Here is a 25141-nt window from a genome sequence, read left to right as displayed (position 1 = left end):
AATTTATTTTATGGATAAATTTAATTATATTTTATTTTCTATTGTTTTTTTTGTTGCTTGTAAAAATGCTGGCACAAACCCTGAACAAAAATCTGATCAAACTTTTGCAGATACTGTAGTGGTATTAAATGATACTCAGTTTCGCAATGCAGGTATTCAAATAGTGCAGCCGGTTCAGAAAGTAATGCATAAAACTGTTACTATTAATGGTGTGGTAGATGTGCCACCTCAAAGTATGGTTTCTGTTAGTATGCCTTTGGGCGGTTATTTAAAAAGTACACATTTGTTACCGGGTACAAGTGTACATAAAGGAGAAGTTATTGCCTTAATGGAAGATCAAAGCTATGTTCAGTTACAGCAGGATTTTTTAGTAGCAAAAGCTAAGCTTGCTTACTTAGAAACTGATTTACAACGTCAAAAAGAACTGAGTGATCAGGATGCAACTAGTAAAAAGGCTTATCAGCAAACATCTTCAGAATATAATGTTCAGTTGGCTACTTTAAAAGGTATTGCTGAAAAATTGAAAATGATTAATATTAATCCAGAACAATTGAGTAGTCAAAATATTTCTAAAACAGTACCCATCTTATCGCCGATTAATGGTTATGTTACGAAGGTGAATATCAATATTGGAAGATACGTCAATCCTTCAGATGTGATATTTGAATTAGTGAATCCTAATGACATTCATGCTGCCATGACAGTTTTTGAACATGATATTGATTTGTTCCAGAAAGGTGTATCCGGTAAAGTTTTTTTAAGTAGTGATACTTCTAAAAAATATGATGTAGAGGTAATATTGGTGACTAAAAACATTAATGAAAACAGAACAGGTTTACTGCATTGTCATTTCGAGCAATCTAACCATCAATTATTACCGGGAATGTTTTTAACCGGGGTATTTAATGTTACAAGTCATAATGCTGTTGTTGTTCCTGAAAGTGCAGTAGTGCGATACAATGGAGCCGAGTATGTATTTGTTCAACAACAAAAACAAACTTATGTCTTAGTTCCCATTAAAACAGGTATTAGTGAAAATGGTTATGTTGAACTTATGCCTAATAATAACATAAATTGGTTAAATGTTCAGTTGGCAGGTGGTAATGCTTATGCATTAATGGGGAAATTAAAAAACAAAATGGAAGATTAGTAAATGCAGGCATTCCAATGTTTTTATTTTCTACAGCAGAGTATAAACTTTAGGAATGCCTTTTTTCTCCCCATTTAATTTTTCTGCCAATCAGAACTTTAAAAATAAAGCGATCAGTAGCTTGGGTTAAACCCCATCCGGGACCAATATTTACTTCCCAGTTTGGATTGTTTTCTAAATCATAAGCTAAGAAAACGGCATGGTTCTCTTGTGGCAATTGCTCAAAGTTATTAATGGGACCAACTGATCCATAGTATTCAAAACCTAAGTCTGTATTTTTAAAAAATTGATATGCTACTTTCAAATTGGGTTCAAAGTCTGGGGCCTGGTGTTGGTCAATTCCTTTTAATGCAACACCCATTGTTGGATTAAAGGATACATACAAGTTATTCCATTGTTTATCTATAATGGGTCTAATTTCAATGGTCCACGTGTCAGGTGAATAATATTTACTTTGGTATCCAAATTCAGTGGATAAGCTTAATCCAACCGGTAAATGCCAACTGAGTGGTGCCATAATCCTAGGACGAATATGTGAACCTATTATTTGGTAACCATACCCTGCAGTGTAATTGGTAAATAAATAAAAGCCTAATTCAAAATTATCGGTAATGCCATTTGTTATTTCTAATGTTTCATGTTCCGCATGGTAGGAGGGGCGAACACCATCTACAACAGCACGCTCGCCTTCAAACGTAAAGTTGCTATGTAATTCAAACATGGTTGAATTTTTAGGCTGTGTTTGCGAACCATATACTTGAATTTCATAATTATCTTGTGCTAATCCAACCCTTATTAAACCAATGCAAAACAATAGGAGCAAATATTTCTTTTTCATCTCTTTAATTTTATAACATAAAAATGTTATTGTTCAAAATATGCCATGGTTCCACCCACCCAATCAAGGTTTTTATTATAACGTGTACCAATCATTTTACCTTTACTTAATCGTGCTAAATTCATCACTGCTTTTGGTTTGTTCCAACCTTCATCCCAAAAGTAGAATAGTCTTATTTCCGCTTTTGCAGGTAAATTGGGCGTTTCTATTGCGGCAGCATAATTAACTTTTCGCTGAATAATCCAATTCTCCTGATCTGGAATTGCAGCTATATTTTCCTTTGTAACATCAATTAATACGCCTTGCCCCGCAAATGAAAAAATGGGCTTCACTACATAATTATTTAAATCAGTAGGTAAGCTATTCATACTGCTTAAAAATTTTGTTTCAGGAATGTTTGGGTGTTCCAAAAAAGGCAGTGTGTATTTACTAATTCTATAAAACCAGTTGGGATGGGGTATCCATTCTGCATGAACCTTGTTGAAAAATATTTGATTGGCCTTTTCTATAACGGTATAGGGTTGCTGTAGTAATTCGTCAAAAATAATTCTATTATAAATTTTGAGTACTGGTGTTTTCTTACCATTTCTAATATAAAATAGGTGGCCATTTTCATTTATTAATTCTGTAAGACATACAGTAGCAATTTGTATATAATCAGTTGTGCAATAAAAATCTATTCTTGTTTTTTGTTCATGCGGAAATAGTTCTAAAAGTATTACATTTTCAACAGGAGTGTTACCAACTATAATATTACGCAGTAATACTAAGTATTTTTCTTTATCATATCCATTTAAAAATGGCGATAAATTTTTGGGCAAATCGTACATAGAGTGAAACACCTCATCATACCATAGTTGAAAAGCAAACAAAGAAGGAAACCCCTGCATTTCAATAAGTTGCGGTTCAATTTCACCTTCATCATTGACGCAAATTCCAAAATCGAATGCTATAAATGGGCTATAATTTGTTTCATTTGGTACATGCAACTGTTTGGGAATAGCATTATTTGTTAATTGCTTAAAGTTGGGATCAGTTATTTTATCAATAATATAATCGCAGGTATCCAACATTTTTTTTGTAAAAGCAGCAGGAATAAAAATGGGAGTTTCTGCTACTCTAAAATCAATAGCACCCGGATGTTTACTGTTTAATTGGTTTAAGAATTTAGAATAATATGCTTCATTAAAAGCTTTATTATATGCTTCGCGAATAGATTGAATCATTGCTATTGATTGTTTGATTATACAAAGTTATCCAAGCGTTCAATAACTTGTATATTCATTCTATCTATTAGTAAATTGCCAATACCTATTCAATAAAAGTTTTATTAATGGCTTTTTAATGCAAAGCTTAGGAAATTAGGTATGATGTGGTTATAGGTGTACATAATTTTATCAGGATCTTGTAGTTGTGCCACCATACTTTCCCACTTGGCCTCACCATGTTCATCAATTACAGCTTTCTTTTTGTCGGCACGTTGCAAATACATTTGCATACCCACAGCATCAGCTTCGGGATGGAATTGCGTTCCAATAAAATAATCATTAAAGCGAATAGCCATTAAGGCTCTTTCATAAGGAACATGTGGTCTTTCTTTCTCAATGGCTAAGAAAGCTCCCCCAATTTTTTTTATTTGTTCATGATTAGGTTGTATTACCTGATAGTCCCGACTGTCAACGGCATAAAATGGGTCGTGTAATCCTTTGAATATTGGCTCCTGTTTACCTTCAGGTAGCATATGTACCGGAAATACGCCAAAGGAAGTTGATTTTCTTTCACATACTGTTCCAACCCCATAATGGCGGCAAGCTATTTGAAAACTGTGGCAAATAAAAAGTATATGTTTCTTTTTATTGCTTTCTTGTGTATGGTTATTAAATTGTTCAACAGAACGTAGCCAATGTATATAGGAATTATCCCAGTCGCTTCCTTCACTTTCTAAAGGAGAGCCGGGCCCGCCACTTGAAATATATGCATCGAAATTTAAATTAGGAATGGCGTTATTTTGGCGAACATTAAATACCTGCATATGTATTTTGGTATTATGCTTAATACCCCAAGCTGCCACTAAATCTTTAATACAACGCATGCCTTCATTGGGTTCACCATTGTATAAATCTAGTATGGCAATGCGTTTTTCATCTAAAACTTCATTCATCCGGCAAAATTACTGAATTTTAAAGCAGTTTGCCGAATGAATGAAATTGAGAGTACTTAATTAAAAATAACTTAAATTAGTTTTAGGCGTTAATTGTAATAATGTTTTATATATTAACTGAATAGTGTATTCAATATCTTTTTTATGTATCATTTCTACTGTTGTGTGCATATAACGAAGGGGAATGGATATTAATACACTTGGGCAACCATCATTAGCATAAGCAAAACTATCAGTATCTGTTCCGGTACTTCTACTAACTGCACGCATTTGTAGCGGTATGTCATTGGCTGCAGCCACTTCTTCAACCAAATGCAATAGTTTTGTATGTACTGCCGGACCATAGGTTGGGGAGGGTCCTTTACCACAAGCAACATCACCTTCAATGTTTTTGTTAATCATAGGTGTTTGTGTATCATGCGTAACATCAGTAATAATGGCAACATTGGGTTTAATTCTTCTAGCAATCATTTCTGCGCCTCGTAATCCTATTTCTTCTTGAACGGCATTTACTATATATAATCCGAATGGGAGTTTAATTTTATTTTCTTTCATTAAACGCGCTACTTCAGCAATCATGAACCCTCCAATTCTATTATCAAATGCTCTTCCAATATAATAATCATTTGCTATTTCATCAAAACCATCCATATATGTAACAACTGCTCCAACATGAACGCCTAAATCCTCAACTTCTTTTTTACTTCTTGCACCACAATCCAAAAAAAGATTTTCAACTTTGGGTTGGTTTTCTTTTTGATCACTGCCGCTAATCCGGGTATGAATAGCGGGCCATCCAAATACAGCTTTTACCGGGCCTTTTTTACCATGAATAAATACACGCATAGATGGTGCAATTTGATGGTCAACACCTCCATTTCTTTTTAAGTAAATTAAACCCTGGTCGGTAATGTAGTTTACAAACCAACTTATTTCATCGGCATGTGCTTCTATCACAACTTTAAAAGCTTCATTTGGATTAATTATGCCCACTGCAGTACCATAAGGATCTGTAAAAGTTGTGTCAGTATAATTTTTAATATAATCGAGCCAAATTTTTTGCCCATTACTTTCAAATCCAACAGGAGATGGTGTATTAATGTAATTTTTTAAAAAATTCAGTGACGCATCTGATAACAGATTTTTTTCTTTTTCTTTTTTCCCCTTTTCTTTTTTTGACATAGTAGTTAAGTTTTAAAATGTTACTAAGGTACTAATAATTCCAAAGCATGCTTTAACCAACATTAATCCATCTATGATGATTAAATAATACATAATATTTTTTCTGCGGTGCATTGAATAGGCAACTATTAAAATTAAAATAAATGGGATGGCATTGAGTATAATTCTTGCTGAATTAAAATCATGTGAAATGGTATAAAATAAAAAGGTGCCAAAGCCTATGATACATAATGGAATGAGAATATAAAAAATAGTTTTACGCAAGCCAACCCGAACTACAAAGGTTTTTAATTGGTGATTATAGTCTGTGGCATAATCTTTAATATCGAACATAATGCAAAGAAGTGTGATGTACATGAAATTCTTAATAAAGAATAGCACTTCAAAAGTTGTTAGTTGAAAATGTAAAGGCTTAATGAGTGATTGAAAAAGAATGGGATAAATGGTAATAGTGCCTGCCCAAACAAACCCTATTACAAAAGGCTTTAGCCAGCCGGTATTTCGCAAATTAAAATTTTTAAAATTGGCCAATCCAATACCGTAGTATAAACCTGCTACAATAGGTACCGAAAACCATAATAACCATTCAATCAATGAAATATGAAAAATATTTTGCCATGTTTTGTTTAATAATAATATGAAACAAAGTAGCGCTATTATAAAAAGTATTATTTGTGAGATATAAACCCAGCGATAATTTTTAACATACCATGCAGCTCGCTTGTTATTGGCGTCTGATAAATTTTCAGTTAAGTAAGCTTTTGTATAATAAACAACGGTAGCAGCAAAAATGAGTATGTAATAGGCTGGAGGATTTAATGCTACTTGTAATTGAAAAGCCGATTCTACTGATAAAGCTACTGCGCAAATACCATAAAAGTAATTGCCAAAAAAAAGGGCACGAATAAAACTACTGTAAGGTTTTAATTGCATTAGGGTAAAAGTACAATATTAGGCGAAACAAGCGTATCGCTCGAATGGCCCGCTAAATCGGTTAGCACAAAACGAAAATAACATGTGTCAGGTGCATTGCCGCATCCCGTAATATAATAGTAACCGGAACTAAGTACATTATTAATAAAATTGATTTCAAAATTCCCTTTCAAATCTTTAGTGGCAGGGAAGTTAGGAACCTGAAAATTTTGTGACCAATTAGCTAATGGGCTACTGGGACAAACTTTAGATACTTTTTGAATCCACATACTATCTTGTACATCCCCTTCTTTATCAGTAAATTCTATATTAAAAGTTAATGGTTGTCCCTTTGCTACAACCGTACTACTTACGCTTTTTAAAAAAATTTGTGGTTTTGTGGTGTATTTATTTTTCGAGCAACTCATTAATACGGCAGTCAAACAAAAAATCATCAATATTTTTGTATTCATATTACGCATATTCATTTTCAAATATAATTCATTCATTTCAACATATTTTACCTTTCATGGAACTTCTTAACAAGATTTTTTCAGTTTCAGCATCTTCGTTTCCTGCATTAGCAAATGAAATATTTCAATTTCAATATGATAATAACAATGTTTACGCTCAATGGGTTGATTTGACTGGGAATAAAAATGCTGCCTCTACAGAAAAAATTCCTTTTTTGCCTATTTCTTTTTTCAAAACCAAAGCAATTACTTCCACAAACTTTTATCCCGAAGCCGTTTTTGAAAGTAGTGGTACTACCGGAACCATTAATAGCAGGCATTTGGTTAAAAGTGTTGTCATATATGAAAAAAGCTTTTTAAAAGCTTTTGAGCAATTTTATGGTTCTCCCAAAAATTGGTGTATTATTGGCTTATTACCTGCTTATTTAGAAAGGCCCAATTCGTCGTTGGTTACAATGGTAGATTCCTTAATTAAACTTTCCAATCATTCACAAAGTGGGTTTTATTTATATAATTATGCGCAATTAGCATCAACTTTAAAAGCATTAGAGGCTGTTAAACAACCGGTTTTGTTAATTGGTGTAACTTTTGCCTTGCTCGACTTTGCTGAACAATATCCTCAACCGTTGAAACATACGGTTATTATAGAAACGGGCGGTATGAAGGGAAGGCGTAAAGAAATTACCCGAGAAGCTTTACACCAAACACTCATGTCAGCATTTAATTTACCCGCTATACATGCGGAATATGGCATGACAGAATTATTATCACAAGCTTATTCAAAGGGTAATGGTCGTTTTTACTGCCCTCCATGGATGAAAGTGATGGTTCGTGATGAAGATGATCCATTACAAATAAAAGCTACGGGTGAAGGAATCTTGAATATTATTGATTTAGCTAATTTGTATAGTTGCAGTTTTATTGCTACCGAAGATGTTGGGAAAGTATATGATGATGGAAGTTTTGAGGTGCTAGGCCGTTTAGATAATAGTGACATAAGAGGATGCAGTTTGTTGGTTACTTAAATGAAAGTATATTTGCTGCCCTGAACCACTATGCCCAGGTGGCGAAATTGGTAGACGCACTGTGTTCAGGTCGCAGCGTCCGAAAGGATGTGCTGGTTCGAATCCAGTCCTGGGCACTCATTCATCAGGTAGTTAATTTATTAACTACCTTTTTTATTGTCTTTGCTTCTAAATTTTAATTTTTTTCAACAACTGAACTGCAACTTTGTTATTAATGCTTGCAAGTAAAAAGCCATGTCTCAAAAAAGTACATTTAAAGCCAATAAACAGTATTTACCTCAAAAAATTTGTATTGTTTGTCAAAGGCCATTTACTTGGAGAAAAAAATGGGCTTCTGTTTGGTCAGAAGTGAAATATTGCAGTGAAAAATGTAGAAAGCAAAAAAAATAATGAATGTCTGTAGCTATTGTTTTTCCACATCAGTTATTTGAGGAAAGCGTTTTGATGAACGAAGCTGAAGTTATTTATTTAGTAGAAGAATATTTATTTTTTCGTGAATTCAATTTTCATCGGCAAAAGCTTATTTTTCATCGTGCTTCCATGAAATACTATGAGGCTTACTTACAAAAAAAGCAAAAAAAAGTTGTTTATATTGATGCTCATAACCCTCTTTCTGATATACGATTATTATTACCTTATTTGAAGGAAGAGGGATTTCATTCCATCACTTACATTGATACCACTGATAATTGGTTACAAAAAAGAATAAGACAAACTGCATTAAAATGTCAAATACATTTGAAACAACTACCATCGGCATTGTTTTTAAATGAGGTGCAAAGTTTGCAGCAGTATTTTGAAAAACTAACTAAAATATTCCAAACTGATTTTTATCGGTTTCAAAGAAAAAAATGGAAAATTTTGGTTGACGATAATTTATCTCCTGTTGGCGGAAAATGGTCGTTTGATGCAGAAAACAGACTACGTTTTCCGACTAATCAAATTCCACCTCAAACCCAATTATTTCCAATCAATGAATATGTGAAAGAGGCCATTGCTTATGTTCAACAACGCTTTCTAAATAACAAGGGTTCAATGCCAACCCATGGGTTTTACGCAGTAACACATGGTGAAAGCAAACAATGGTTGCATCAATTTATAAGTGAACGATTTTTCCATTTTGGTACTTATGAAGATGCCATAGATGTTCGTTCAAATTTTTTATATCATAGTGTTCTATCTCCCATGTTGAATAATGGGTTGCTTACTCCCCAACATTTATTAGATGAACTATTACATTTTGTACAAGGTCACAATATTCCCATGAATTCGCAAGAAGGCTTTGTTCGCCAAATTATTGGATGGAGAGAATTCATTAGGGCGGTATATGAATTGCAAGGAACAAATATGCGTAATGCTAATTTTTGGCAGCATCAAAATGATATTCCTTTAACATTTTATACCGGCACAACCGGAATTGAACCCATTGATTTAAGTATTCTGAAAGTGTTGGAAACCGGATATTGCCATCATATAGAACGATTAATGATTTTAGGCAATTTTATGTTTTTGTGTGAATTTCATCCAAATGCGGTATATAAATGGTTTATGGAATTATTTATAGATGCGTATGATTGGGTTATGGTACCTAATGTGTATGGAATGAGTCAGTTTGCCGATGGCGGAATAATGGCAACAAAACCCTATATAAGTGGGAGCAATTACATTTTAAAAATGAGTAATTACAAAAAAGGTAATTGGCAACAAATTTGGGATGCACTATTTTGGCGTTTTATTCACAAGCATGCTGATTATTTCAGTACTAATGTTCGCATGAATATGTTGGTGCAAAATTTTAATAAATGGCCTACAACAAAAAAACAAACCTATTTAGATATAGCTGAAACGTTTTTAAATAAACAAATTAGTTTATAAAACGATAGAAGGCTAGGAATTAGTAGGAAACTTTATTATAAGTATTGAACACCAAACATGGCTTGATAAATTTCATAACAGTAAATATCAGCCATTTTTATATTACTCCATTGTTGTGCATCGAAATTAAAAGGGTTGCAACTATCTAATTGTGCTTGAATGTTGTTTAAAATTCTCTTAATTTCATTTTCACCCGTACCTAATTCATTTAGTAATTCCATAAAAAAATCTACTTTTTGTTTTACCTCTTCTTGGTTTTGAGCCAACAAAATATTACTAATCAATTCTTGTTCGGTTGGATGAATAGGTGCTAACATAAAAATTATTTCTATTAGACAAGTTAAAGATATTATTTTTACTGGCTTAGAAAAGTAATTTAAATTTGATATTTTTTCAGAATCGTTTTAAAATGGTTATTATTTTTACATTTTTAGTAAAAACTTTTAATTAAATGGTTTTTATCCAAAATTTTAATAAATTATCCATTTTGGCTTCCACTAACATAAAATTTGAAGGCACTTCATTTTCAAGACTGTGAAATGTAACTAATCTTGTTCCTACCGGTTTCTTTTGGAGTTGTTTGTATAGAAATATATTGTAGGAATTGAATTTTTGAAGTGAGTAGCTTACTTCGTCGTCAATTTTTTCAGTTCCGGCAATATTTTCAAAAAATGAATTATAAAAATAAAAATGATGATATTCACTAAAATTAATTTCCATAACATTCCCTTCTATAAAACACACATTTTCTAGGCCTAATTTTAACTGCGTTTGTTTAGCAATATCTACTAATTTTTTTCTTTGTTCTATACCGAAAAATAAATTTTTAGGATGAAAAAATGCAGCTGTTAAACAAAATTTGCCTACACCACTGCCAATATCTAAAATTTTAGTATTAGGTTCTATGGCTAAAAAATCAGCAGCAGTTTTAGCAACATCAATGGGGGTCCAATGCCTTTTTGCCAATGCTTGAATATCGATAGGGTACAAGGAGTTGAAAATTGTATCTGTTTCAAACAATTTGGCCTTGGCATTTTTTATGTATATTTTTTTTAGCATTACTTCTTATTACCGATGTAATTGAATAACAAGTTAAAGATGAAAAAAATATTAAACAAGTAGTTTAATTTTTTAGCAATTAATAATTAAATTTGCACATCCTATTAATAGTTTATTTTGAGTTTTCACCATTTCCCAGCTGCATTGAAAAACTCAAAATTTTATTAGCATGGAAATGTTTACAAAGCCTGCAAAGCCAATTTATAGGAAATTGCAAGATGAAGAACTATTTTTACAATTAAGAACAAAGGTAAATAACGCTATCTCTTCACTGCAATTGCACTCTACATTTTTGATTTATTTCAAAGCAATTTTATTTCCAATATTATATTTTGGAGCTTGGGCATTAGCTATGGTTTTTTCAAGCTATAAGGTTGCTATTCTGTTTTTGTATGCATTTATGGGTTTTCTGTTGGTAGTAAATTATTTAACATTAATTCATGAAGCTGTTCATGGCACAATTTTTCAGTCTAAAAAATTAAATAAGATATATGTATATATTTTTGATTTGATGGGGGCTAACAGCTATATTTTCAGAGTTCGCCATGTACGTTTACATCATAATTACCCAAATGTGATGGGATGGGATAGTGATTTTGAGCAAAGCCCTATTGCAAGGGTATTCCCACATGGTGAATTTAAATTGTGGCATAAATACCAGCACATATATCTTCCTGTTTTATATCCTTTATACTTGTTGAATTGGTTGTTGATTCGCGATTTTAAAGACTACTTTAACAGGAAAAAATTAGTTTGGAAAGTAACCTCAATTCCTTCGATTGAATATTTAAAATTAATTTTATTTAAGTTTATATTTATTGCTTATATAATACTTATTCCTAAGTTTATTATTGGGCTTAGTTGGGCAACTGTAATTAGTGCATTTCTTATTATGATGTTTACTGCCAGTATAATTTCATTAATTGTATTATTACCGCCACATGCCAATTTAGATAATTCATTTCCATTACCTGATCATAACGGAAAAATGCCTTCAAGTTGGTTTTTTCATCAACTTTCTTGTACAAATGATGTTGAAGAAGATAATTGGTTTATTCGGTTTTTTATGGGTTCATTTAATTATCATATTGCACACCATTTGTTTCCGAATGTGCACCATGTATATTATCCTGCCATTTCAAAAGAAATTGAAGTATTTGCAAAACAACATAAATTACCTTATCGAAAAATAAAACTGAAAAAGGCTTTATTACATCATTATGACTTATTGAAGAATAATGCCTTTCACGAAAATATTTTTGAAGAAACTATGTAATAAACTAATTACATTCAGTTATTATTTTACGTGTGGTTGTATTTGTTGCATGATAATGCTTTTGGGTACAACACCACTTTGGCGCCATAAAATTTTTCCCTCTTTAAATAAAATTAAAGTCGGTACCCCTTGTATTTGATATTTCATAGCTAAATTAGGATTTTTATCTACATCAATTTTTATAACCCTTGCTCCGTTGCCAACTGTTCGTGCAACATCTTGCAAGGTAGGCGCCATCATTTTGCATGGTCCACACCATTCAGCAAAAAAATCAACCAAAACAGGTTTATTGTCTGAGATAATTTCATTAAAATTTCCAGTCATATAAAATGGTTTTAAATTTAGAATTTCTTTTTAATTAATTTATGCAGCATCTTTTGCTTCTTTTAATAAGCTTTTTTGTTTTGCAGAAAGGCTTGTAGGTATTTGCGCTTGTAATGTGACATACAAATCGCCAAACGTATTGGGTTGATTATATACAGGCATACCTTTTCCTTTCAAACGCATAGTTTTACCATTAGCGCTGCATTCAGGTAATGTAATGTTTATTTTGCCACCTAATGTTATTATTTCTTGCTTGCCGCCTAACAGTAAAGTAAATACATCAACAGGTAAATTCATATATAAATCGTTGTTTTTTCTTGTATATACTGCATTTGGCTGCACATGTACATTTATATACAAATCGCCTGCTTTACCGCTGCTGTTTTTCATTCCTTTTCCTTTGGCTTTTAATTGTAAGCCTTCATAAGCGCCGGGTTTTATGTTCAGTTTAATTTTTTCAGTTCCGGTACTAATAATTCTTTCAGTTCCGGTATATGCCTCTTGTAAAGTAATAGTAACATCTCCTGTTAAGTCAGAAGGTTGTGATTCGTATGGTGAGTTGCTAAATGGATTGCGTGATTTAGATTTTCTTCCACCACCCATTCCTCCAAAAAATGCTTCAAAAAAATCGGAAAAACCACTGCCTCCGCCTTCGGAAAAAAAATCAGATGGATCACCTTCAAAATGAAAATGCTGTTTTCCACCACCGGCATTTTGAGTACCAAATGGATTTCCTGAAAAACCGGATTGTTCGTATTGTTTCCAATTGGCTCCTAATGTATCATATTTTTTTCTTTTTTCAGGATCGCCTAGCACTTCATATGCCTCATTAATTTGTTTAAATTTTTCTTCGGCTTCTTTATTATTCGGATTTTTATCAGGATGATACTTTACAGCCAATTTTCTGTATGCTTTTTTTATTTCATCAGCCGATGCTGTTTTACTTACACCCAATAAGCTATAGTAATCTTTATATTCCATAACCATTTAAAATTTGTTTGATAAAGTTAGCATAGTATTTTGATGTGGCTGAACTGATATTGCTCAGTTGTTTTATTTAAACTCTGCTTTAACAATGAAATAAAATGGGTTGTGCTTTTAAAAGTATAGCACAACCCATCTAACAAGTTTTTTACAGAATAAAAGCATAGAAGTTAAGCAATAGCAATTGTTTTAGCCGGTTTGGGTTTTGCCTCTTCTTTTTTGGGAATATAAATGTGCAAAATACCATCTGTGTACTTAGCTGAAATTTTTTCATCGTCGGCAGTATCGGGTAAACTAAAACTGCGTTGGAAACTTTGATAATTAAATTCTTTTCGGCTATAAGTTTCTTTTTTCTCTTCTTTTTCTACTTTGGCTTCAGCACTAATGGTTAAAATTTGCTTGTCTAAATTAATTTGAAAATCTTCCTTTTTCATACCGGGTGCTGCCATTTCCACAGTGTAGCCGTTGTCGTCTTCTTTAATGTTTACTTTAGGTAAGGTACTACCTTCGCTAGAAAAGTTTTTAAGCCCCCAATCGGCCCAATCACTACTAAAAAAGTCATCTAAAAACCTGTTAAATACAGGAGTCATAGCATTGTGTTTTACGAGTGTCATAGTTGTATGTTTTTAGTTGTTAACAATCAATTTTTATATTTATTATCGTTCTTTATTTTATCAAATGTTGTGCAATGGCTGCTTTTAAAAACTTTTTGACAGTTCAACTACATAAATTAAGAAAAAATGACATTTAGGTGATGAGTGAAAATGATTTTCTGGCAGTATAGTTATTCAATTAAATCGTACATACTTTCATTTATGCTTAAAAAACATGCAGTTACTTCTTTCTGTCTAGTTGGCATTCAATATTTTACCTAAAACCCTTGTGTTGGTAATAATGCCGGTATTTAGTTGTCATACTCAAGGAATTGTTATTCTTTTTCTTTTTCTTTCAGATATTTTACTATTCTGGTTGGTATTCAGCATGCGGAAATTGAAGTTTCGGTTAATGCTTAAACCGTATGTTGCATCCCATTTAATTTTATCAGGTCCTTGTCAATATTTGTCATTCCATATTCGCCTCTCTTTTATTATATGCCATTGGTGTGTTAGGTTTAAGTGTTACTTGGTGGCTGTTGATGTTAAGAATGATTTTATTCCTTTTTTTACGAATGAAAATTTATAAAAAATTTATAAAAAATAAAGATATTGGAGAGAAAAGGATGAGGCTTATAAAAGTTATGTACTCAATATGAAAAGCGTATTTTCTTTCCTTTGGTAGGTTATTTATATTGAATTTTTCAGGCTTGTTAATAAAACACCAATAATTACCAATAAAGTGCCTATAATTTGTAATAATAAAATGGGTTCATTCAAAAAAAAATGCGCTTGTAAAATGGTTGATACCGGCCCAATACTGGTAATTATGGCAATATTGTTACTTCCCACTTTTTTCATGCCAATATTTAACAAAAAAGAGGGTAAAACGGTAGCTACAATTGCTAATGCAATGCCATATAGCAATAAATTAGGTTCAAAAAATGCATATGTTGTTGTATGGGCAGTAAGCAAAAAATGTATAAAAACACCAGCCGTTGCAAAAAGCATAACATAAGCTGTGTAAGGAGTTGGACCAATTATAGGGACTAACTTTCCTGAACCCGACAAATAAATAGAGTAAGTAATGGCACACAAAAAAACCATAAATGAACCGTAGTAAAAATAATTGCTCGTTGTATCTATTTGTACTTCGCCTAAAAATGCAATACCAATACCCAAGTAGGTTAGAATGAGGGCTATAAGTTGAATGCGTTTTAGGCGCGTTTTTAAGATGAAAGTGTTAATTAATACAGTAAAAGTAGGGTACAAAAAAAGAATTAATCTTTCTAGGCCTGCAGAAATATATTGTAAGCCAATAAAATCGAAAAGGCTGCTAAAATAGTATCCTAAAATACCCATACTGGCAATTAGTAACCATTGTTTTTGGGTAATTTTATGGGTTGCTTTTTGATGGGAGTAAAGGCCGGCAAAAACATAAAACGGCATTGAAAATAGCATTCTTAATACTAATAAATGCAGAGCGGTAACATGTGTATGCTGAAAGGCTAATTTTACAAAAATGGCTTTTGTAGAAAATAGCAATGCACCAGTAATTGCAATGAGCCATCCTCCTGATGCTTTTAGATTTATATTTTTTAGCATGCTTTTTTCTGCCGGCCTTAGAATAATTAAACTGCTATATTAAAATCGCGTAAGGCATCATTTAAACTGGTTTTTAAATCGGTGCTGGATTTTCTTTTTCCAATAATTAATGCACAACTAACTTGGTATGTACCTGCTGGGAATTGTTTGGGGTAAGTACCCGGAATTACCACACTACGGGCCGGAACATAACCTTTGTATTCAATAGGTTCGTTGCCGCTAACATCAATTATTTTGGTAGATTGTGTTAAGACTACATTTGCACCAAGCACCGCTTCTTTTTCTACTCTAACACCTTCCACTACAATACTTCTGCTACCTAAAAAGCAACCGTCTTCAATAATTACCGGGCTGGCTTGCAAGGGTTCCAAAACCCCACCAATGCCAACACCACCACTTAAGTGCACATTTTTACCAATTTGGGCACAACTTCCAACAGTAGCCCAAGTATCAACCATGGTTCCTTCATCGACATACGCCCCAATATTCACATAACTGGGCATTAAAACCACATTTTTGGCCAAATAAGCACCATAACGGGCAACTGCATGTGGTACAGCCCTAACGCCTAATGCTGCATAATTTTTTTTCAACAGCATTTTATCATAAAATTCAAACGGAGGTAAACTATGTGTTTCCATGGGTTGTATTGCGAAATACATTAAAATGGCTTGTTTAACCCATTCGTTTACCTGCCAGCCTTCCGGTGTGGGCGAAGCTGTTCTCAAGGTTCCTTTGTCTACAGCATCAATTACTGTTTTTACTGCTTCGGTATAAGTTGTATTTTTTAGCAAAGACCTATTATTCCAGGCCTCATCAATTAATTTTTGTAATTCCATTAAAAAAAATTTTCGCAAACATAACTAAAGTATTGTTCATTGTTATTTATTAAACATTTATTTATTGTGTGTGCTTTAGCAAAATTATTTTCAATTATTTTTGAACAATGGAGGAGAGGTATGAAACTGAAATGAGTACCGCATTAGCAGCATTACAACAAGGAATATATGTTGTTTTACCTACTGAAATTGGTTGGCAAATTGCTTGTGATGCAACAAATGAAAATGCTGTTTGCGGTTTAATTAATGTATTAAAAAAGCATGATGTTTGCTTTAATTATGAAGTGTTAATGGAGAGCAAACAACAAGTTTTACAATATGTTGCTGCTATTGATTTGGCCTTATTTGATTATTTAGATGAACAACACAATCCCATCACCATTATTTTTAATAATGTAATTTGTTTAGCAGATGCATGCTTAAACTTAGAAGATATTGAGGGCGTACCTATTCGAATTTGCAACGATATTTTGTGCAAACAATTAATTAAAAGATTTAGAAAACCTATTCTTGCATGTTTCCTGCAGGTTTCGCAAAATAATGACGCATCTGAATCATTTAAAATACCTCAATTCATACAAGATGAAATTGTCTATGCTTTGTTGAACCCATATCCCAAAACTCAAGAATTTAAAAATGCAAAACGAATAGCATGGTTAGTTGATGGAACTTATAGAGTATTGTAAGCCTAAGTCACTATTAAGTACCATTTTGCTGCATGTGTTTTATGATAGTCAATTAAATACGAATAACAAGCATTAAATTTTAATGTTTTTCATTGAAAAAGGGTAGGTAAATTCAATTTTTTGGCTTATTTTGTAAGAAATATGTTTGGGTTATGGCGCGAGTTATAGTGGATGTTCCTTCCGAAAAAATTCAGCCCTTCATTGAATTAATTTTACAATTAGGGTTAGAAAAGCATACTGTTTCGTCAGACTTAACAGAGATGCAAAATGATGGCCAACTTCATGCACCCAAACCTTTATGTTTATTCCAAGAGAAATATGTTTTATTCGATTGGGAATTTTTCAGTAATGAACTAGAATTTGAGTAATACTTCCCAATTGCTGCTATTTTTGCAGCTATGAAAAAAATGTTGCTTATTCAAACTGCATTTATTGGTGATGTTGTACTAGCAACTGCTCTATTAGAAAAAATTAAACTCACTTATCCCGAAATAAAGTTGCACATACTTGTTCGTAAAGGCAATGAAAGCTTATTCGATAATCATCCCTATATTCAAAAAGTTTGGATATGGAACAAAAGGCAATCTAAGTACCGTAATTTATTCAAATTATTATTTCAAATTCGGAATGAAAAATTTGATGCGGTAATTAATGTGCAACGTTACGCGGCCACGGCATTTCTTACAGTTCTATCTGGCGCTAAAGAAACAGTTGGTTTTAATACCCATATTTTAAGCAAGTTTTACACAATTGCCATACAGCATCAATTTAATAATACTGATAAGACTTTGCATGAAATAGAAAGAAATCAACAGCTTATTGCACATTTCACGGGCAACGAGCCTGCCATGCCTAAATTGTATTACAATCAAACTGTTTTAGCCTCAATTCAACATTTAATACAACCACCATATATATGTGTTGCCCCGGCATCAGTTTGGTTTACGAAACAATTTCCTGCGGAGAAGTGGGTTGAGTTTTTACAAAAAATACCTGATGATTTGTTAGTGTATTTTTTAGGTGGCCCATCCGATTTTGATTTGTGTTCACAAATAGCCCCGCAGTTAGCAAACAAACATGTTGTTAATTTAGCCGGGCAAATAAGTTTTTTACAATCTGCCGCTTTAATGCAACATGCGGTAATGAATTATGTAAACGACTCTGCACCCATGCATTTTGCTTCTGCAGTTAATGCACCGGTAGCTGCCATATTTTGTTCCACCATTCCCAATTTTGGATATGGGCCATTAAGCACAGAAAAATATATTATTGAAGTAAATGAAAAACTAAACTGCAGGCCTTGCGGCCTTCACGGAAAAAAGGCTTGCCCACAAAAGCATTTTCATTGTGCACTTCATATTCAACCCGAACAATTATTACAACCACTTCTTCAAAAATTATAATTCACTAATCAGTTGTAGCATAGTATTGTAATAACTTTGCTACGGAATAACATTAAAATCATTTTTTATTTAATATATTTGCCCGAATGCAAATTAATTTATCAAATACTGAAGCAAATATTATTAACAACATAGCCTTGGCTGCGCAAGAATTGAACCTGCCGGTTTACTTAATTGGTGGATTTGTGCGGGATAAAATTTTAGGAAGACCAACCAAGGATGCCGATATTGTATGTTTAGGTGATGGTATTGCATTAGCGCATGCAGTGGCTGAAAAATTTAATCCAACACCTTATGTTGCTTTTTTTAAAAATTTTGGAACAGCACAAATAAAAATTCCTTTACAGAACGATTCCTATTTCGAAGTAGAATTTGTGGGAGCCAGAAAAGAAAGTTATACGCAAAATAGCCGTAAGCCACAAGTTACTTCAGGTAGTTTAGCTGATGACCAATTAAGGCGCGATTTTACCATTAATGCCATGGGCATTAGCTTGAATAAAGCAGATTTCGGCACTTTAATTGATCCATTTAATGGTATCAACGATTTAAAAAATAAAATCATTCAAACCCCACTCGATCCAATACAGACTTTTAGTGATGACCCTTTGCGCATGATGCGGGCAATACGATTTGCTACACAATTAAATTTTTCTATTGCACCGGCAACTTTTGCTGCTATTCAGCAAGATGCACATCGCATTTCCATTGTTTCACAAGAACGTATTACCGATGAGCTTAATAAAATTTTATTAGCACCCATACCAAGTATAGGTTTCGATTTGTTAAGTAAGTCAGGATTATTGTCCATAATATTTCCGCAAATGATGGCCTTACATGGTGCGGAAAATATTGATGGGAAAGGGCATAAAGATAATTTTTACCACACTTTACAAGTAATAGATAATATTGCCCAAACCACCAATGATTTATGGTTGCGTTGGGCTGCAGTTTTACACGATATTGGAAAGCCTGCCACTAAACGATTTGAACCCGGGCAAGGTTTTACTTTTCATGGTCACGAAGTAGTGGGTGCAAAAATGGTTCCCAAAATTTTTGCTCAACTAAAATTGCCCATGAATGAAAAAATGAAGTTTGTAAAAAAAATGGTAGAGCTGCATTTGCGCCCCATATCATTAACTAAAGAAAATATTAGTGATAGTGCCATAAGAAGGCTGTTATTTGATGCAGGTGATGATATTGATGCTTTAATGTTATTGTGCAATGCCGATATAACCAGTAAAAACAAACAAAAAGTTAAGCGTTACATGCAAAACTTTGAGTTGGTGAAAGAACGCATGAAGGCTGTTGAAGAAAAAGACCATATTCGAAATTGGCAACCCCCATTGTCGGGTGAAGATATTATGCGCATTTTTGGTATATCGCCGGGTAGGCAAGTAGGTATTATAAAAGATGCCATTAAAGAAGCGATTTTAGACGGTATAATTCCAAATACTTATGAAGCTGCTTATCAATTTATGTTACAAAAAGCGGCCTCTTTAAACTTACAACCTGTTTAAAATTTTTTTTCGTTTCTTTGAAACCTTAATTCCATGTTTCCAATATTCATGAAGCTAGCAATTCATTGATTTATATAATTAACTTCAAATACAATTGGTATGGCCGTTTTAAAATTTAGGGTTTACTTAGAAGAGGATGATGCTGTTTATCGCGATATAGCCATAAAGCATACACAACATTTTTTGGATTTACATTTGGCCATATTAAAAGCATATGAGTTTGATAACAAGCATCAGGCAACTTTTTATCGTAGCAATGATGCCTGGCAGCGCGGAAGAGAAATATCGCTCGAGGTATATGATAAAACGTATGTGGTGCCGCCATTATTAATGGCCGATACTACCATTGGCAGTGAAATCAAAGATCCCAATCAAAAATTCATATATGTGTATGATTTTAATAAAAATTGGGTGTTTCTCATAGCCTTAATTCAAATTATAAAAGAAGAAAATCCAAAGTTGGTATATCCTTTAATTACAAGGGTTGAAGGTATAGGTCCTCAGCAATACGGCACCAAATCACTGTTGGGAGAGAAATTTGCAGACATTGAAGAAAAGTATGATTTGTCTGAAGCAGCAGATGGTTTTGGTGAAGATGCCGATGATGAAAACGATGCAGAAGAAGATGCTGAAGATGCTGAAGGACAAATGGATGATGATTTTTAGTATATTTTTTGCCAATAGTTTTAAAATAATCGGCATTGTTAAAACCATTAATCATTGTAATTGTTGGCCCTACTGCGGTGGGTAAAACCGCACTTGCTTTGCGTGTTGCCCAATTGTTACATACAGAAATTATTTCCGCAGACTCTAGGCAATGTTTTCGTGAAATGAATATTGGTGTAGCAAAACCAACGGAACAAGAACTTGCATTAGTACCCCATTATTTTATTAATTCACACAGTATTTTCGATGAAGTAAATGCAGCCCTTTTTGAGCAATACGCATTAGCTGCTGCCAATCAAATTTTTCATCAACATGATGTTGCAGTAATGGTAGGTGGCAGTGGCTTGTATGTAAATGCTTTTTGCAATGGGTTAGATGCAATACCCAATATTGATCCGAGTATCCGCAAAGAAATCATACAAAATTTTGAATCAAAGGGATTAAGCTGGTTGCAGCAACAAATTCAGCAGTATGATGCTGAATATTGGCAAAAAGGTGAACAACAAAATCCGAATAGATTAATGCGTGCATTAGAGGTAGTAAAAGCAACCGGTAAATCCATTCTTTATTATCGTTCAAATATACCGGTAGAACGACCTTTTCGTATATTGAAAATTGGCTTAGAAATGCCACGTGCAGCATTGTATGAAAGAATTAATGCTCGTGTATTGGCAATGATGGAGGAAGGTTTGTTGGAAGAAGTAAAACAACTACAACCCCTGCAACATTTAAATGCGCTACAAACCGTTGGCTACAAAGAACTGTTTGACTACTTAAATGGTTTTGTTTCACTAGATAAAGCTATTTCTTTAATACAGTTAAACACTCGCCATTATGCAAAGCGACAATTAACTTGGTTTAAGAAAGATGATGCCATTCAGTGGTACGCTCCTCAACAAATTTCAGATAAGTTAATTTTGGAATGGTTAAATTATAGAAAATAATTTTTTTGGATATATTTTTTCTTATAAATTGCTAAAAAAATGTATTTATTGTACCCTGATTAATGAATAGAAAATTAAATACATTTTTTCGTTGATGATTAATATTATTTACAACAAATTCCTTGCAAATGAAAAGAACTTTTGTAACTGCAGTAATTCTTCTGCTTTTTTCACAATTACGTGCCCAGGAACGTAAAATTGAGTTTGATGAATACAAACTGCCCAATGGGTTAACTGTTATTTTACATCGTGATAAAACTGCGCCGGTAGTAGCTGTTGGCGTATTATACCACGTTGGTTCTAAAAATGAATTGCCCGGCCGTACCGGTTTTGCTCATTTTTTTGAGCATTTAATGTTTGAAGGAAGTGATAACATTAAGCGTGGCGAGTTTATGAAATATATCAGCAATGCCGGCGGAACCAATAATGCCAACACAACACAAGATCGTACTTATTATTATGAGGTGTTGCCTGCCAATCAATTGCAATTGGCATTGTGGTTAGAAAGCGAAAGAATGATGCATGCTAAAATTGAGCAGGTTGGAGTAAATACACAACGTGAAGTTGTTAAAGAAGAAAAAAGAACCCGTATTGATAACCAACCCTATGGAAGCATAATTGGTGAAATTTTTAAACGTGCATTTAAAGTGCATCCATATAAATATCAACCCATTGGTAGCATGGATGATTTAAATGCTGCTAAATTAGATGAGTTCATACAGTTTTATAAAACATTTTATGTACCCAATAATGCAGTGTTATCCATTGCCGGTGATATAGATATTCCCGAAACAAAAAAGTTGATAGAAGCTTATTTCGGGCCTATTCCTAAAGGTACTGCACCCATTCCAAGGCCTAATATAACGGAACCCCCTTTGGGTGGTGAAGTTAGAGACGTAATTGAAGATAATATTCAATTGCCTGCAGTAATAGAGGCTTATAGAGCACCCAAACAAGGTACTAAAGATTATTATGCATTTAATGTATTAAGTACCATACTTTCAGGCGGTAATTCTGCTCAACTTAATAAAATAATAGTTGATCAAAAACAATTGGCAGTGGCTACCGGTGCATTTAATTATGCATTAGAAGATGCCGGTTTATTCATTATTTATAGTATTGCCAATGCTGGTATTCAGCCGCCGGTATTAGAAAAAAATATGGATTCCGTTGTTAATGCTTTAAAAGCCGGTTTAGTAAGTGAGCATGAATTTCAAAAGGTGAAAAATCAAATTAATACACAATTTGTAACTCGGAATAGCACTATGCAAGGTATTGCTGAATCGCTGGCAAATTATCAAGTATATTTTGGTGATGCTAATTTGATTAATACAGAAATTAAAAAATTAGATGATGTAACCAGGGAAGATGTTTTAGCTGTTGCCAAAAAATATTTGGTGAAAGACAACAGGGTTGTATTATACTATGTGCCTAAAGGTGCCAAAAGCCAATACCTTAAAAAGTAATGTTACTACATTTCCCTTTTAAACATTTAATTTAAAAAACTGGATATATGAAAAAAATATTTGTTGCTATATTATTTCTTGCTCCTATGGCATTATTGGGGCAGGTAACTATTAACCGATCTGTTCCACCACCTCCGGGTCCTGCCAAAACAATTGAAATAGGCAAAACTGAAAACTTTACTTTGAATAATGGCTTGCAGGTAATTGTGGTTAGAAATACAAAATTACCTCGTGTTTCTGCCTCATTAACCGTTAATCGCGATCCCCTGCTTGAGGGTAATAAAGCAGGATTGACCAGCATGGCCGGGCAGTTATTGCGCAGCGGTACCACCACCATGAACAAAGCAGCTTTGGATGATGCCATTGATTTTTTAGGTGGCAATATTTATGCAACTTCCACCAGCATAGGTGGTTCATCGCTAAGCAGTAATTTCAAAAAGTTGTTTGCTTTAATGTCTGACGTTGTTTTTCATCCATCCTTTCCAAACGATCAATTAGAAAAAATAAAAAAACAAGAGCTTTCCGGATTAGCACAAAGCAAGGAAGATCCTAATTCCATAGCCGGTAATGTAGTGAGCAAGTTGTTATATGGCTCAGATCACCCTTATGGCGAAATTGAAACGGATAGTACAGTTAAAAATGTTACTGCAGATGATATTAAGAAATATTTTGCCACTTATTGGAAACCCAATATTAGCTACTTGGTTTTTGTAGGTGATATTACAAAGGATGAAGCAAAAAACTTAGCGGAAACCTATTTCGGAAAATGGGAAAGGGGCGATGTTCCTAAAATGACTTATCCAACGCCAACGAATCCTGAAAACCCCATTATAGCTATTGTTGATCGTCCTGTGTCTGTTCAAAGTGTTATAAACTTCGTTCAAACTGAACCGTTAAAACCCGGTGAACCTGATGTAATTCCTGTTCGTATTATGAACGATATTTTAGGTGGGGGTTCCTCTTCCAGATTATTCATGAATTTGCGTGAAAAACACGGGTTTACTTATGGTGCATATAGTGCAGTAAATCCTGATAAATTAATTGGTAGTTTTAATGCAGAGGCTTCCGTACGCAATGAGAAAACAGATAGTGCTTTAGGCGAATTCTTAAAAGAATTTAATCGCATCAGAACTATTGAGGTAAGTCCTGAAGAATTAGAATTAAGTAAAAATACTTTAAGCGGTGCTTTTGCAAGAAGCCTTGAAAACCCTGCTACGGTGGCCAATTTTGCGTTGAATGAGGCCATTTATCATTTACCTTCTGATTATTATCAGAATTATTTGAAGAACATAGCTGCTGTAAATGCCAGTACCGTTATGCAAATGGCGCAAAAGTATATTCAGCCACAACATATGTATACGGTAATTGTAGGTAATGCTAAGCAAATTGTAAACGGGTTGGAGAAATATGGAACGATACAATATTATAACGCAGAAGGAAATCCTGTTGCAGCCCCGGTTATAAAAAAAGCTGATGCGAATGTAAGTGGCAAAAGCATTATAGAAAAAGCAGCTAGTGCTATGGGTAATGCTGCTTTGACTAATATTAAAGATTTAGAAATAAAAGGAAATGCAGCGGCAATGGGTCAAACATTACAATTTGTACAAAAGTTCTTATTCCCGGGTTATTTTGAGCAAACCTTATCTATTCAAGGAATGATGTTGCAAAAGCAATTAATTAAAGATGGCAACTATTCCGTTACTGCGCAAGGACAAAATCAGCCACTGAAAGATGATGATAAGGAAGAATTGGATGAACAGGGATCCATGCTTCCTGAAGCATATTATTTAAGTAAACCGGGTTATGTAATTACAGTAAAGGATATTGAACCTGTTGATGGTAAAGATGCTTATGCAGTTGAAATTAAATCGCCTAGAGGCAGAATTGTTACCAATTATTACGATGTAAATTCCGGATTGAAATTAAAGTCGGTTAATGAGAAAGATGCCGGACCTGCCGGTAAAATGGTTATACAAACTTATTATCATGATTACAAAGCCTACAATGGATTAATGATTCCAATGAAAACGGTAGTAGATCAAGGACGTTTAAAAATTGAGTTGAATGTTGATGAGGTAAAAGTGAACCAAGGACTCAAAGCTGCAGATTTTAATTAAATACCAATTTAATTTCTCATATCTCCAACATCAAAATGGGTAACCC

At 33.5% G+C, this 25141-nt stretch carries 26 protein-coding genes and 1 tRNA gene; 14 read left to right on the top strand and 13 right to left on the bottom strand.

What is annotated here, in order from left to right; all coding sequences use genetic code 11:
• Positions 1-10: 10 nt before the first annotated feature.
• Positions 11-1150: an efflux RND transporter periplasmic adaptor subunit gene (locus ACP5P5_RS02370; protein WP_428284511.1), complete on the top strand. Its 1140-nt coding sequence runs from the start codon at positions 11-13 to the stop codon at positions 1148-1150.
• 49 nt (positions 1151-1199) lie between these two features.
• Here the strand turns inward: ACP5P5_RS02370 and ACP5P5_RS02365 are convergent, their stop codons facing one another.
• From ACP5P5_RS02365 to ACP5P5_RS02340, 6 genes are all read right to left on the bottom strand, one after another.
• On the bottom strand, positions 1200-1988 hold the full coding sequence (locus tag ACP5P5_RS02365) for a hypothetical protein (protein WP_428284510.1): 789 nt from the start codon (positions 1986-1988) through the stop codon (positions 1200-1202).
• 26 nt (positions 1989-2014) lie between these two features.
• Positions 2015-3214, bottom strand: coding sequence for a hypothetical protein (locus ACP5P5_RS02360; RefSeq protein WP_428284509.1), 1200 nt, complete (start codon positions 3212-3214; stop codon positions 2015-2017).
• A 104-nt stretch (positions 3215-3318) separates the two neighbouring features.
• A complete protein-coding gene (locus ACP5P5_RS02355; RefSeq protein ID WP_428284508.1) occupies positions 3319-4149 on the bottom strand; it encodes a type 1 glutamine amidotransferase in 831 nt (276 codons plus the stop codon).
• Positions 4150-4209: 60 nt separating this feature from the next.
• On the bottom strand, positions 4210-5331 hold the full coding sequence (locus tag ACP5P5_RS02350) for a M42 family metallopeptidase (RefSeq protein ID WP_428284507.1): 1122 nt from the start codon (positions 5329-5331) through the stop codon (positions 4210-4212).
• Between the two features lie 12 nt (positions 5332-5343).
• Complete coding sequence (locus ACP5P5_RS02345) at positions 5344-6264, bottom strand: hypothetical protein (RefSeq protein ID WP_428284506.1); 921 nt, start codon at positions 6262-6264, stop codon at positions 5344-5346.
• Positions 6264-6752, bottom strand: coding sequence for a hypothetical protein (locus tag ACP5P5_RS02340; protein ID WP_428284505.1), 489 nt, complete (start codon positions 6750-6752; stop codon positions 6264-6266). The genes ACP5P5_RS02345 and ACP5P5_RS02340 overlap by 1 nt, the downstream gene beginning before the upstream one ends.
• A 20-nt stretch (positions 6753-6772) precedes the next feature.
• On the opposite strand from ACP5P5_RS02340, the gene ACP5P5_RS02335 reads away from it, so the two are divergent.
• The 4 genes from ACP5P5_RS02335 (at position 6773) to ACP5P5_RS02320 (ending at position 9616) form a co-directional block, all read left to right on the top strand.
• A complete protein-coding gene (locus tag ACP5P5_RS02335) occupies positions 6773-7741 on the top strand; it encodes an acyl transferase (RefSeq protein ID WP_428284504.1) in 969 nt (322 codons plus the stop codon).
• A 32-nt stretch (positions 7742-7773) separates the two neighbouring features.
• Positions 7774-7857: transfer RNA gene (locus tag ACP5P5_RS02330), tRNA-Leu, on the top strand.
• Positions 7858-7975: 118 nt separating this feature from the next.
• On the top strand, positions 7976-8131 hold the full coding sequence (locus ACP5P5_RS02325; RefSeq protein ID WP_428284503.1) for a DUF2256 domain-containing protein: 156 nt from the start codon (positions 7976-7978) through the stop codon (positions 8129-8131).
• 3 nt (positions 8132-8134) lie between these two features.
• Complete coding sequence (locus tag ACP5P5_RS02320) at positions 8135-9616, top strand: cryptochrome/photolyase family protein (RefSeq protein WP_428284502.1); 1482 nt, start codon at positions 8135-8137, stop codon at positions 9614-9616.
• Positions 9617-9651: 35 nt separating this feature from the next.
• Here the strand turns inward: ACP5P5_RS02320 and ACP5P5_RS02315 are convergent, their stop codons facing one another.
• Together ACP5P5_RS02315 and ACP5P5_RS02310 are read right to left on the bottom strand one after the other, a co-directional pair.
• Positions 9652-9933: a hypothetical protein gene (locus ACP5P5_RS02315; RefSeq protein ID WP_428284501.1), complete on the bottom strand. Its 282-nt coding sequence runs from the start codon at positions 9931-9933 to the stop codon at positions 9652-9654.
• A 130-nt stretch (positions 9934-10063) separates the two neighbouring features.
• Positions 10064-10675 (bottom strand): methyltransferase domain-containing protein, encoded by a 612-nt coding sequence (locus ACP5P5_RS02310; RefSeq protein ID WP_428284500.1) that lies wholly within the window; start codon positions 10673-10675, stop codon positions 10064-10066.
• Positions 10676-10844: 169 nt separating this feature from the next.
• Between ACP5P5_RS02310 and ACP5P5_RS02305 the strand changes: the two genes are divergently transcribed.
• The gene (locus tag ACP5P5_RS02305) at positions 10845-11951 is read left to right on the top strand and encodes a fatty acid desaturase family protein (RefSeq protein WP_428284499.1); all 1107 of its coding nucleotides are present in this window, start codon (positions 10845-10847) and stop codon (positions 11949-11951) included.
• A 21-nt stretch (positions 11952-11972) separates the two neighbouring features.
• Here the strand turns inward: ACP5P5_RS02305 and trxA are convergent, their stop codons facing one another.
• The 5 genes from trxA to ACP5P5_RS02280 all read right to left on the bottom strand — a co-directional run bounded on the left by trxA (position 11973) and on the right by ACP5P5_RS02280 (position 16296).
• Positions 11973-12275, bottom strand: a complete 303-nt coding sequence (trxA, locus tag ACP5P5_RS02300; RefSeq protein WP_428284498.1) for a thioredoxin — start codon at positions 12273-12275, stop codon at positions 11973-11975.
• A gap of 39 nt (positions 12276-12314) precedes the next feature.
• Positions 12315-13256: a DnaJ C-terminal domain-containing protein gene (locus tag ACP5P5_RS02295; protein ID WP_428284497.1), complete on the bottom strand. Its 942-nt coding sequence runs from the start codon at positions 13254-13256 to the stop codon at positions 12315-12317.
• A 173-nt stretch (positions 13257-13429) separates the two neighbouring features.
• Entirely contained in the window at positions 13430-13873 is a 444-nt protein-coding gene (locus tag ACP5P5_RS02290; RefSeq protein WP_428284496.1) for an Hsp20/alpha crystallin family protein, read from the bottom strand.
• A 669-nt stretch (positions 13874-14542) separates the two neighbouring features.
• Complete coding sequence (locus ACP5P5_RS02285; protein ID WP_428284495.1) at positions 14543-15457, bottom strand: DMT family transporter; 915 nt, start codon at positions 15455-15457, stop codon at positions 14543-14545.
• A 26-nt stretch (positions 15458-15483) separates the two neighbouring features.
• Complete coding sequence (locus ACP5P5_RS02280) at positions 15484-16296, bottom strand: 2,3,4,5-tetrahydropyridine-2,6-dicarboxylate N-succinyltransferase (protein WP_428284494.1); 813 nt, start codon at positions 16294-16296, stop codon at positions 15484-15486.
• Between the two features lie 107 nt (positions 16297-16403).
• Here ACP5P5_RS02280 and ACP5P5_RS02275 point away from each other — a divergent pair, with 107 nt between their 5' ends.
• From ACP5P5_RS02275 to ACP5P5_RS02240, 8 genes are all read left to right on the top strand, one after another.
• Positions 16404-16982 carry a Sua5/YciO/YrdC/YwlC family protein gene (locus ACP5P5_RS02275; protein ID WP_428284493.1) on the top strand — a complete coding sequence of 193 codons (579 nt, stop codon included), beginning with the start codon at positions 16404-16406 and terminating at the stop codon, positions 16980-16982.
• Between the two features lie 152 nt (positions 16983-17134).
• A complete protein-coding gene (locus ACP5P5_RS02270) occupies positions 17135-17350 on the top strand; it encodes a hypothetical protein (protein ID WP_428284492.1) in 216 nt (71 codons plus the stop codon).
• Positions 17351-17380: 30 nt separating this feature from the next.
• A complete protein-coding gene (locus ACP5P5_RS02265) occupies positions 17381-18385 on the top strand; it encodes a glycosyltransferase family 9 protein (protein ID WP_428284491.1) in 1005 nt (334 codons plus the stop codon).
• 86 nt (positions 18386-18471) lie between these two features.
• Positions 18472-19902: a CCA tRNA nucleotidyltransferase gene (locus ACP5P5_RS02260; RefSeq protein WP_428284490.1), complete on the top strand. Its 1431-nt coding sequence runs from the start codon at positions 18472-18474 to the stop codon at positions 19900-19902.
• 99 nt (positions 19903-20001) lie between these two features.
• The gene (locus ACP5P5_RS02255) at positions 20002-20568 is read left to right on the top strand and encodes an IS1096 element passenger TnpR family protein (protein WP_428284489.1); all 567 of its coding nucleotides are present in this window, start codon (positions 20002-20004) and stop codon (positions 20566-20568) included.
• A gap of 35 nt (positions 20569-20603) precedes the next feature.
• Positions 20604-21512 (top strand): tRNA (adenosine(37)-N6)-dimethylallyltransferase MiaA, encoded by a 909-nt coding sequence (miaA, locus tag ACP5P5_RS02250; RefSeq protein WP_428284488.1) that lies wholly within the window; start codon positions 20604-20606, stop codon positions 21510-21512.
• Positions 21513-21640: 128 nt separating this feature from the next.
• Positions 21641-22978 carry a M16 family metallopeptidase gene (locus ACP5P5_RS02245; RefSeq protein ID WP_428284487.1) on the top strand — a complete coding sequence of 446 codons (1338 nt, stop codon included), beginning with the start codon at positions 21641-21643 and terminating at the stop codon, positions 22976-22978.
• Between the two features lie 47 nt (positions 22979-23025).
• Positions 23026-25095: an insulinase family protein gene (locus ACP5P5_RS02240; RefSeq protein WP_428284486.1), complete on the top strand. Its 2070-nt coding sequence runs from the start codon at positions 23026-23028 to the stop codon at positions 25093-25095.
• Positions 25096-25141: the final 46 nt, after the last annotated feature.

The sequence above is a fragment of the Hydrotalea sp. genome (genome assembly GCF_049968455.1).
Classification (GTDB): Bacteria; Bacteroidota; Bacteroidia; order Chitinophagales; family Chitinophagaceae; genus Hydrotalea.
Note: the sequence above shows the minus strand (reverse complement) of the source record. Positions and strands in the feature narration are given on the sequence as shown.

Coding starts and splice junctions, on each gene's coding strand:
- ACP5P5_RS02350 (WP_428284507.1), bottom strand. CDS start 5,331: ATGTCAAAAAAAGAAAAGGGGAAAAAAGAAAAAGAAAAAAATCTGTTA.
- ACP5P5_RS02325 (WP_428284503.1), top strand. CDS start 7,976: ATGTCTCAAAAAAGTACATTTAAAGCCAATAAACAGTATTTACCTCAA.
- ACP5P5_RS02240 (WP_428284486.1), top strand. CDS start 23,026: ATGAAAAAAATATTTGTTGCTATATTATTTCTTGCTCCTATGGCATTA.
- ACP5P5_RS02275 (WP_428284493.1), top strand. CDS start 16,404: ATGGAGGAGAGGTATGAAACTGAAATGAGTACCGCATTAGCAGCATTA.
- ACP5P5_RS02290 (WP_428284496.1), bottom strand. CDS start 13,873: ATGACACTCGTAAAACACAATGCTATGACTCCTGTATTTAACAGGTTT.
- ACP5P5_RS02335 (WP_428284504.1), top strand. CDS start 6,773: ATGGAACTTCTTAACAAGATTTTTTCAGTTTCAGCATCTTCGTTTCCT.
- ACP5P5_RS02270 (WP_428284492.1), top strand. CDS start 17,135: ATGGCGCGAGTTATAGTGGATGTTCCTTCCGAAAAAATTCAGCCCTTC.
- ACP5P5_RS02305 (WP_428284499.1), top strand. CDS start 10,845: ATGGAAATGTTTACAAAGCCTGCAAAGCCAATTTATAGGAAATTGCAA.
- ACP5P5_RS02245 (WP_428284487.1), top strand. CDS start 21,641: ATGAAAAGAACTTTTGTAACTGCAGTAATTCTTCTGCTTTTTTCACAA.
- ACP5P5_RS02315 (WP_428284501.1), bottom strand. CDS start 9,933: ATGTTAGCACCTATTCATCCAACCGAACAAGAATTGATTAGTAATATT.
- ACP5P5_RS02365 (WP_428284510.1), bottom strand. CDS start 1,988: ATGAAAAAGAAATATTTGCTCCTATTGTTTTGCATTGGTTTAATAAGG.
- ACP5P5_RS02320 (WP_428284502.1), top strand. CDS start 8,135: ATGTCTGTAGCTATTGTTTTTCCACATCAGTTATTTGAGGAAAGCGTT.
- ACP5P5_RS02295 (WP_428284497.1), bottom strand. CDS start 13,256: ATGGAATATAAAGATTACTATAGCTTATTGGGTGTAAGTAAAACAGCA.
- ACP5P5_RS02355 (WP_428284508.1), bottom strand. CDS start 4,149: ATGAATGAAGTTTTAGATGAAAAACGCATTGCCATACTAGATTTATAC.
- ACP5P5_RS02360 (WP_428284509.1), bottom strand. CDS start 3,214: ATGATTCAATCTATTCGCGAAGCATATAATAAAGCTTTTAATGAAGCA.
- ACP5P5_RS02370 (WP_428284511.1), top strand. CDS start 11: ATGGATAAATTTAATTATATTTTATTTTCTATTGTTTTTTTTGTTGCT.
- ACP5P5_RS02260 (WP_428284490.1), top strand. CDS start 18,472: ATGCAAATTAATTTATCAAATACTGAAGCAAATATTATTAACAACATA.
- ACP5P5_RS02255 (WP_428284489.1), top strand. CDS start 20,002: ATGGCCGTTTTAAAATTTAGGGTTTACTTAGAAGAGGATGATGCTGTT.
- ACP5P5_RS02280 (WP_428284494.1), bottom strand. CDS start 16,296: ATGGAATTACAAAAATTAATTGATGAGGCCTGGAATAATAGGTCTTTG.
- ACP5P5_RS02265 (WP_428284491.1), top strand. CDS start 17,381: ATGAAAAAAATGTTGCTTATTCAAACTGCATTTATTGGTGATGTTGTA.
- ACP5P5_RS02340 (WP_428284505.1), bottom strand. CDS start 6,752: ATGAATGAATTATATTTGAAAATGAATATGCGTAATATGAATACAAAA.
- ACP5P5_RS02345 (WP_428284506.1), bottom strand. CDS start 6,264: ATGCAATTAAAACCTTACAGTAGTTTTATTCGTGCCCTTTTTTTTGGC.
- ACP5P5_RS02285 (WP_428284495.1), bottom strand. CDS start 15,457: ATGCTAAAAAATATAAATCTAAAAGCATCAGGAGGATGGCTCATTGCA.
- trxA (WP_428284498.1), bottom strand. CDS start 12,275: ATGACTGGAAATTTTAATGAAATTATCTCAGACAATAAACCTGTTTTG.
- ACP5P5_RS02310 (WP_428284500.1), bottom strand. CDS start 10,675: ATGCTAAAAAAAATATACATAAAAAATGCCAAGGCCAAATTGTTTGAA.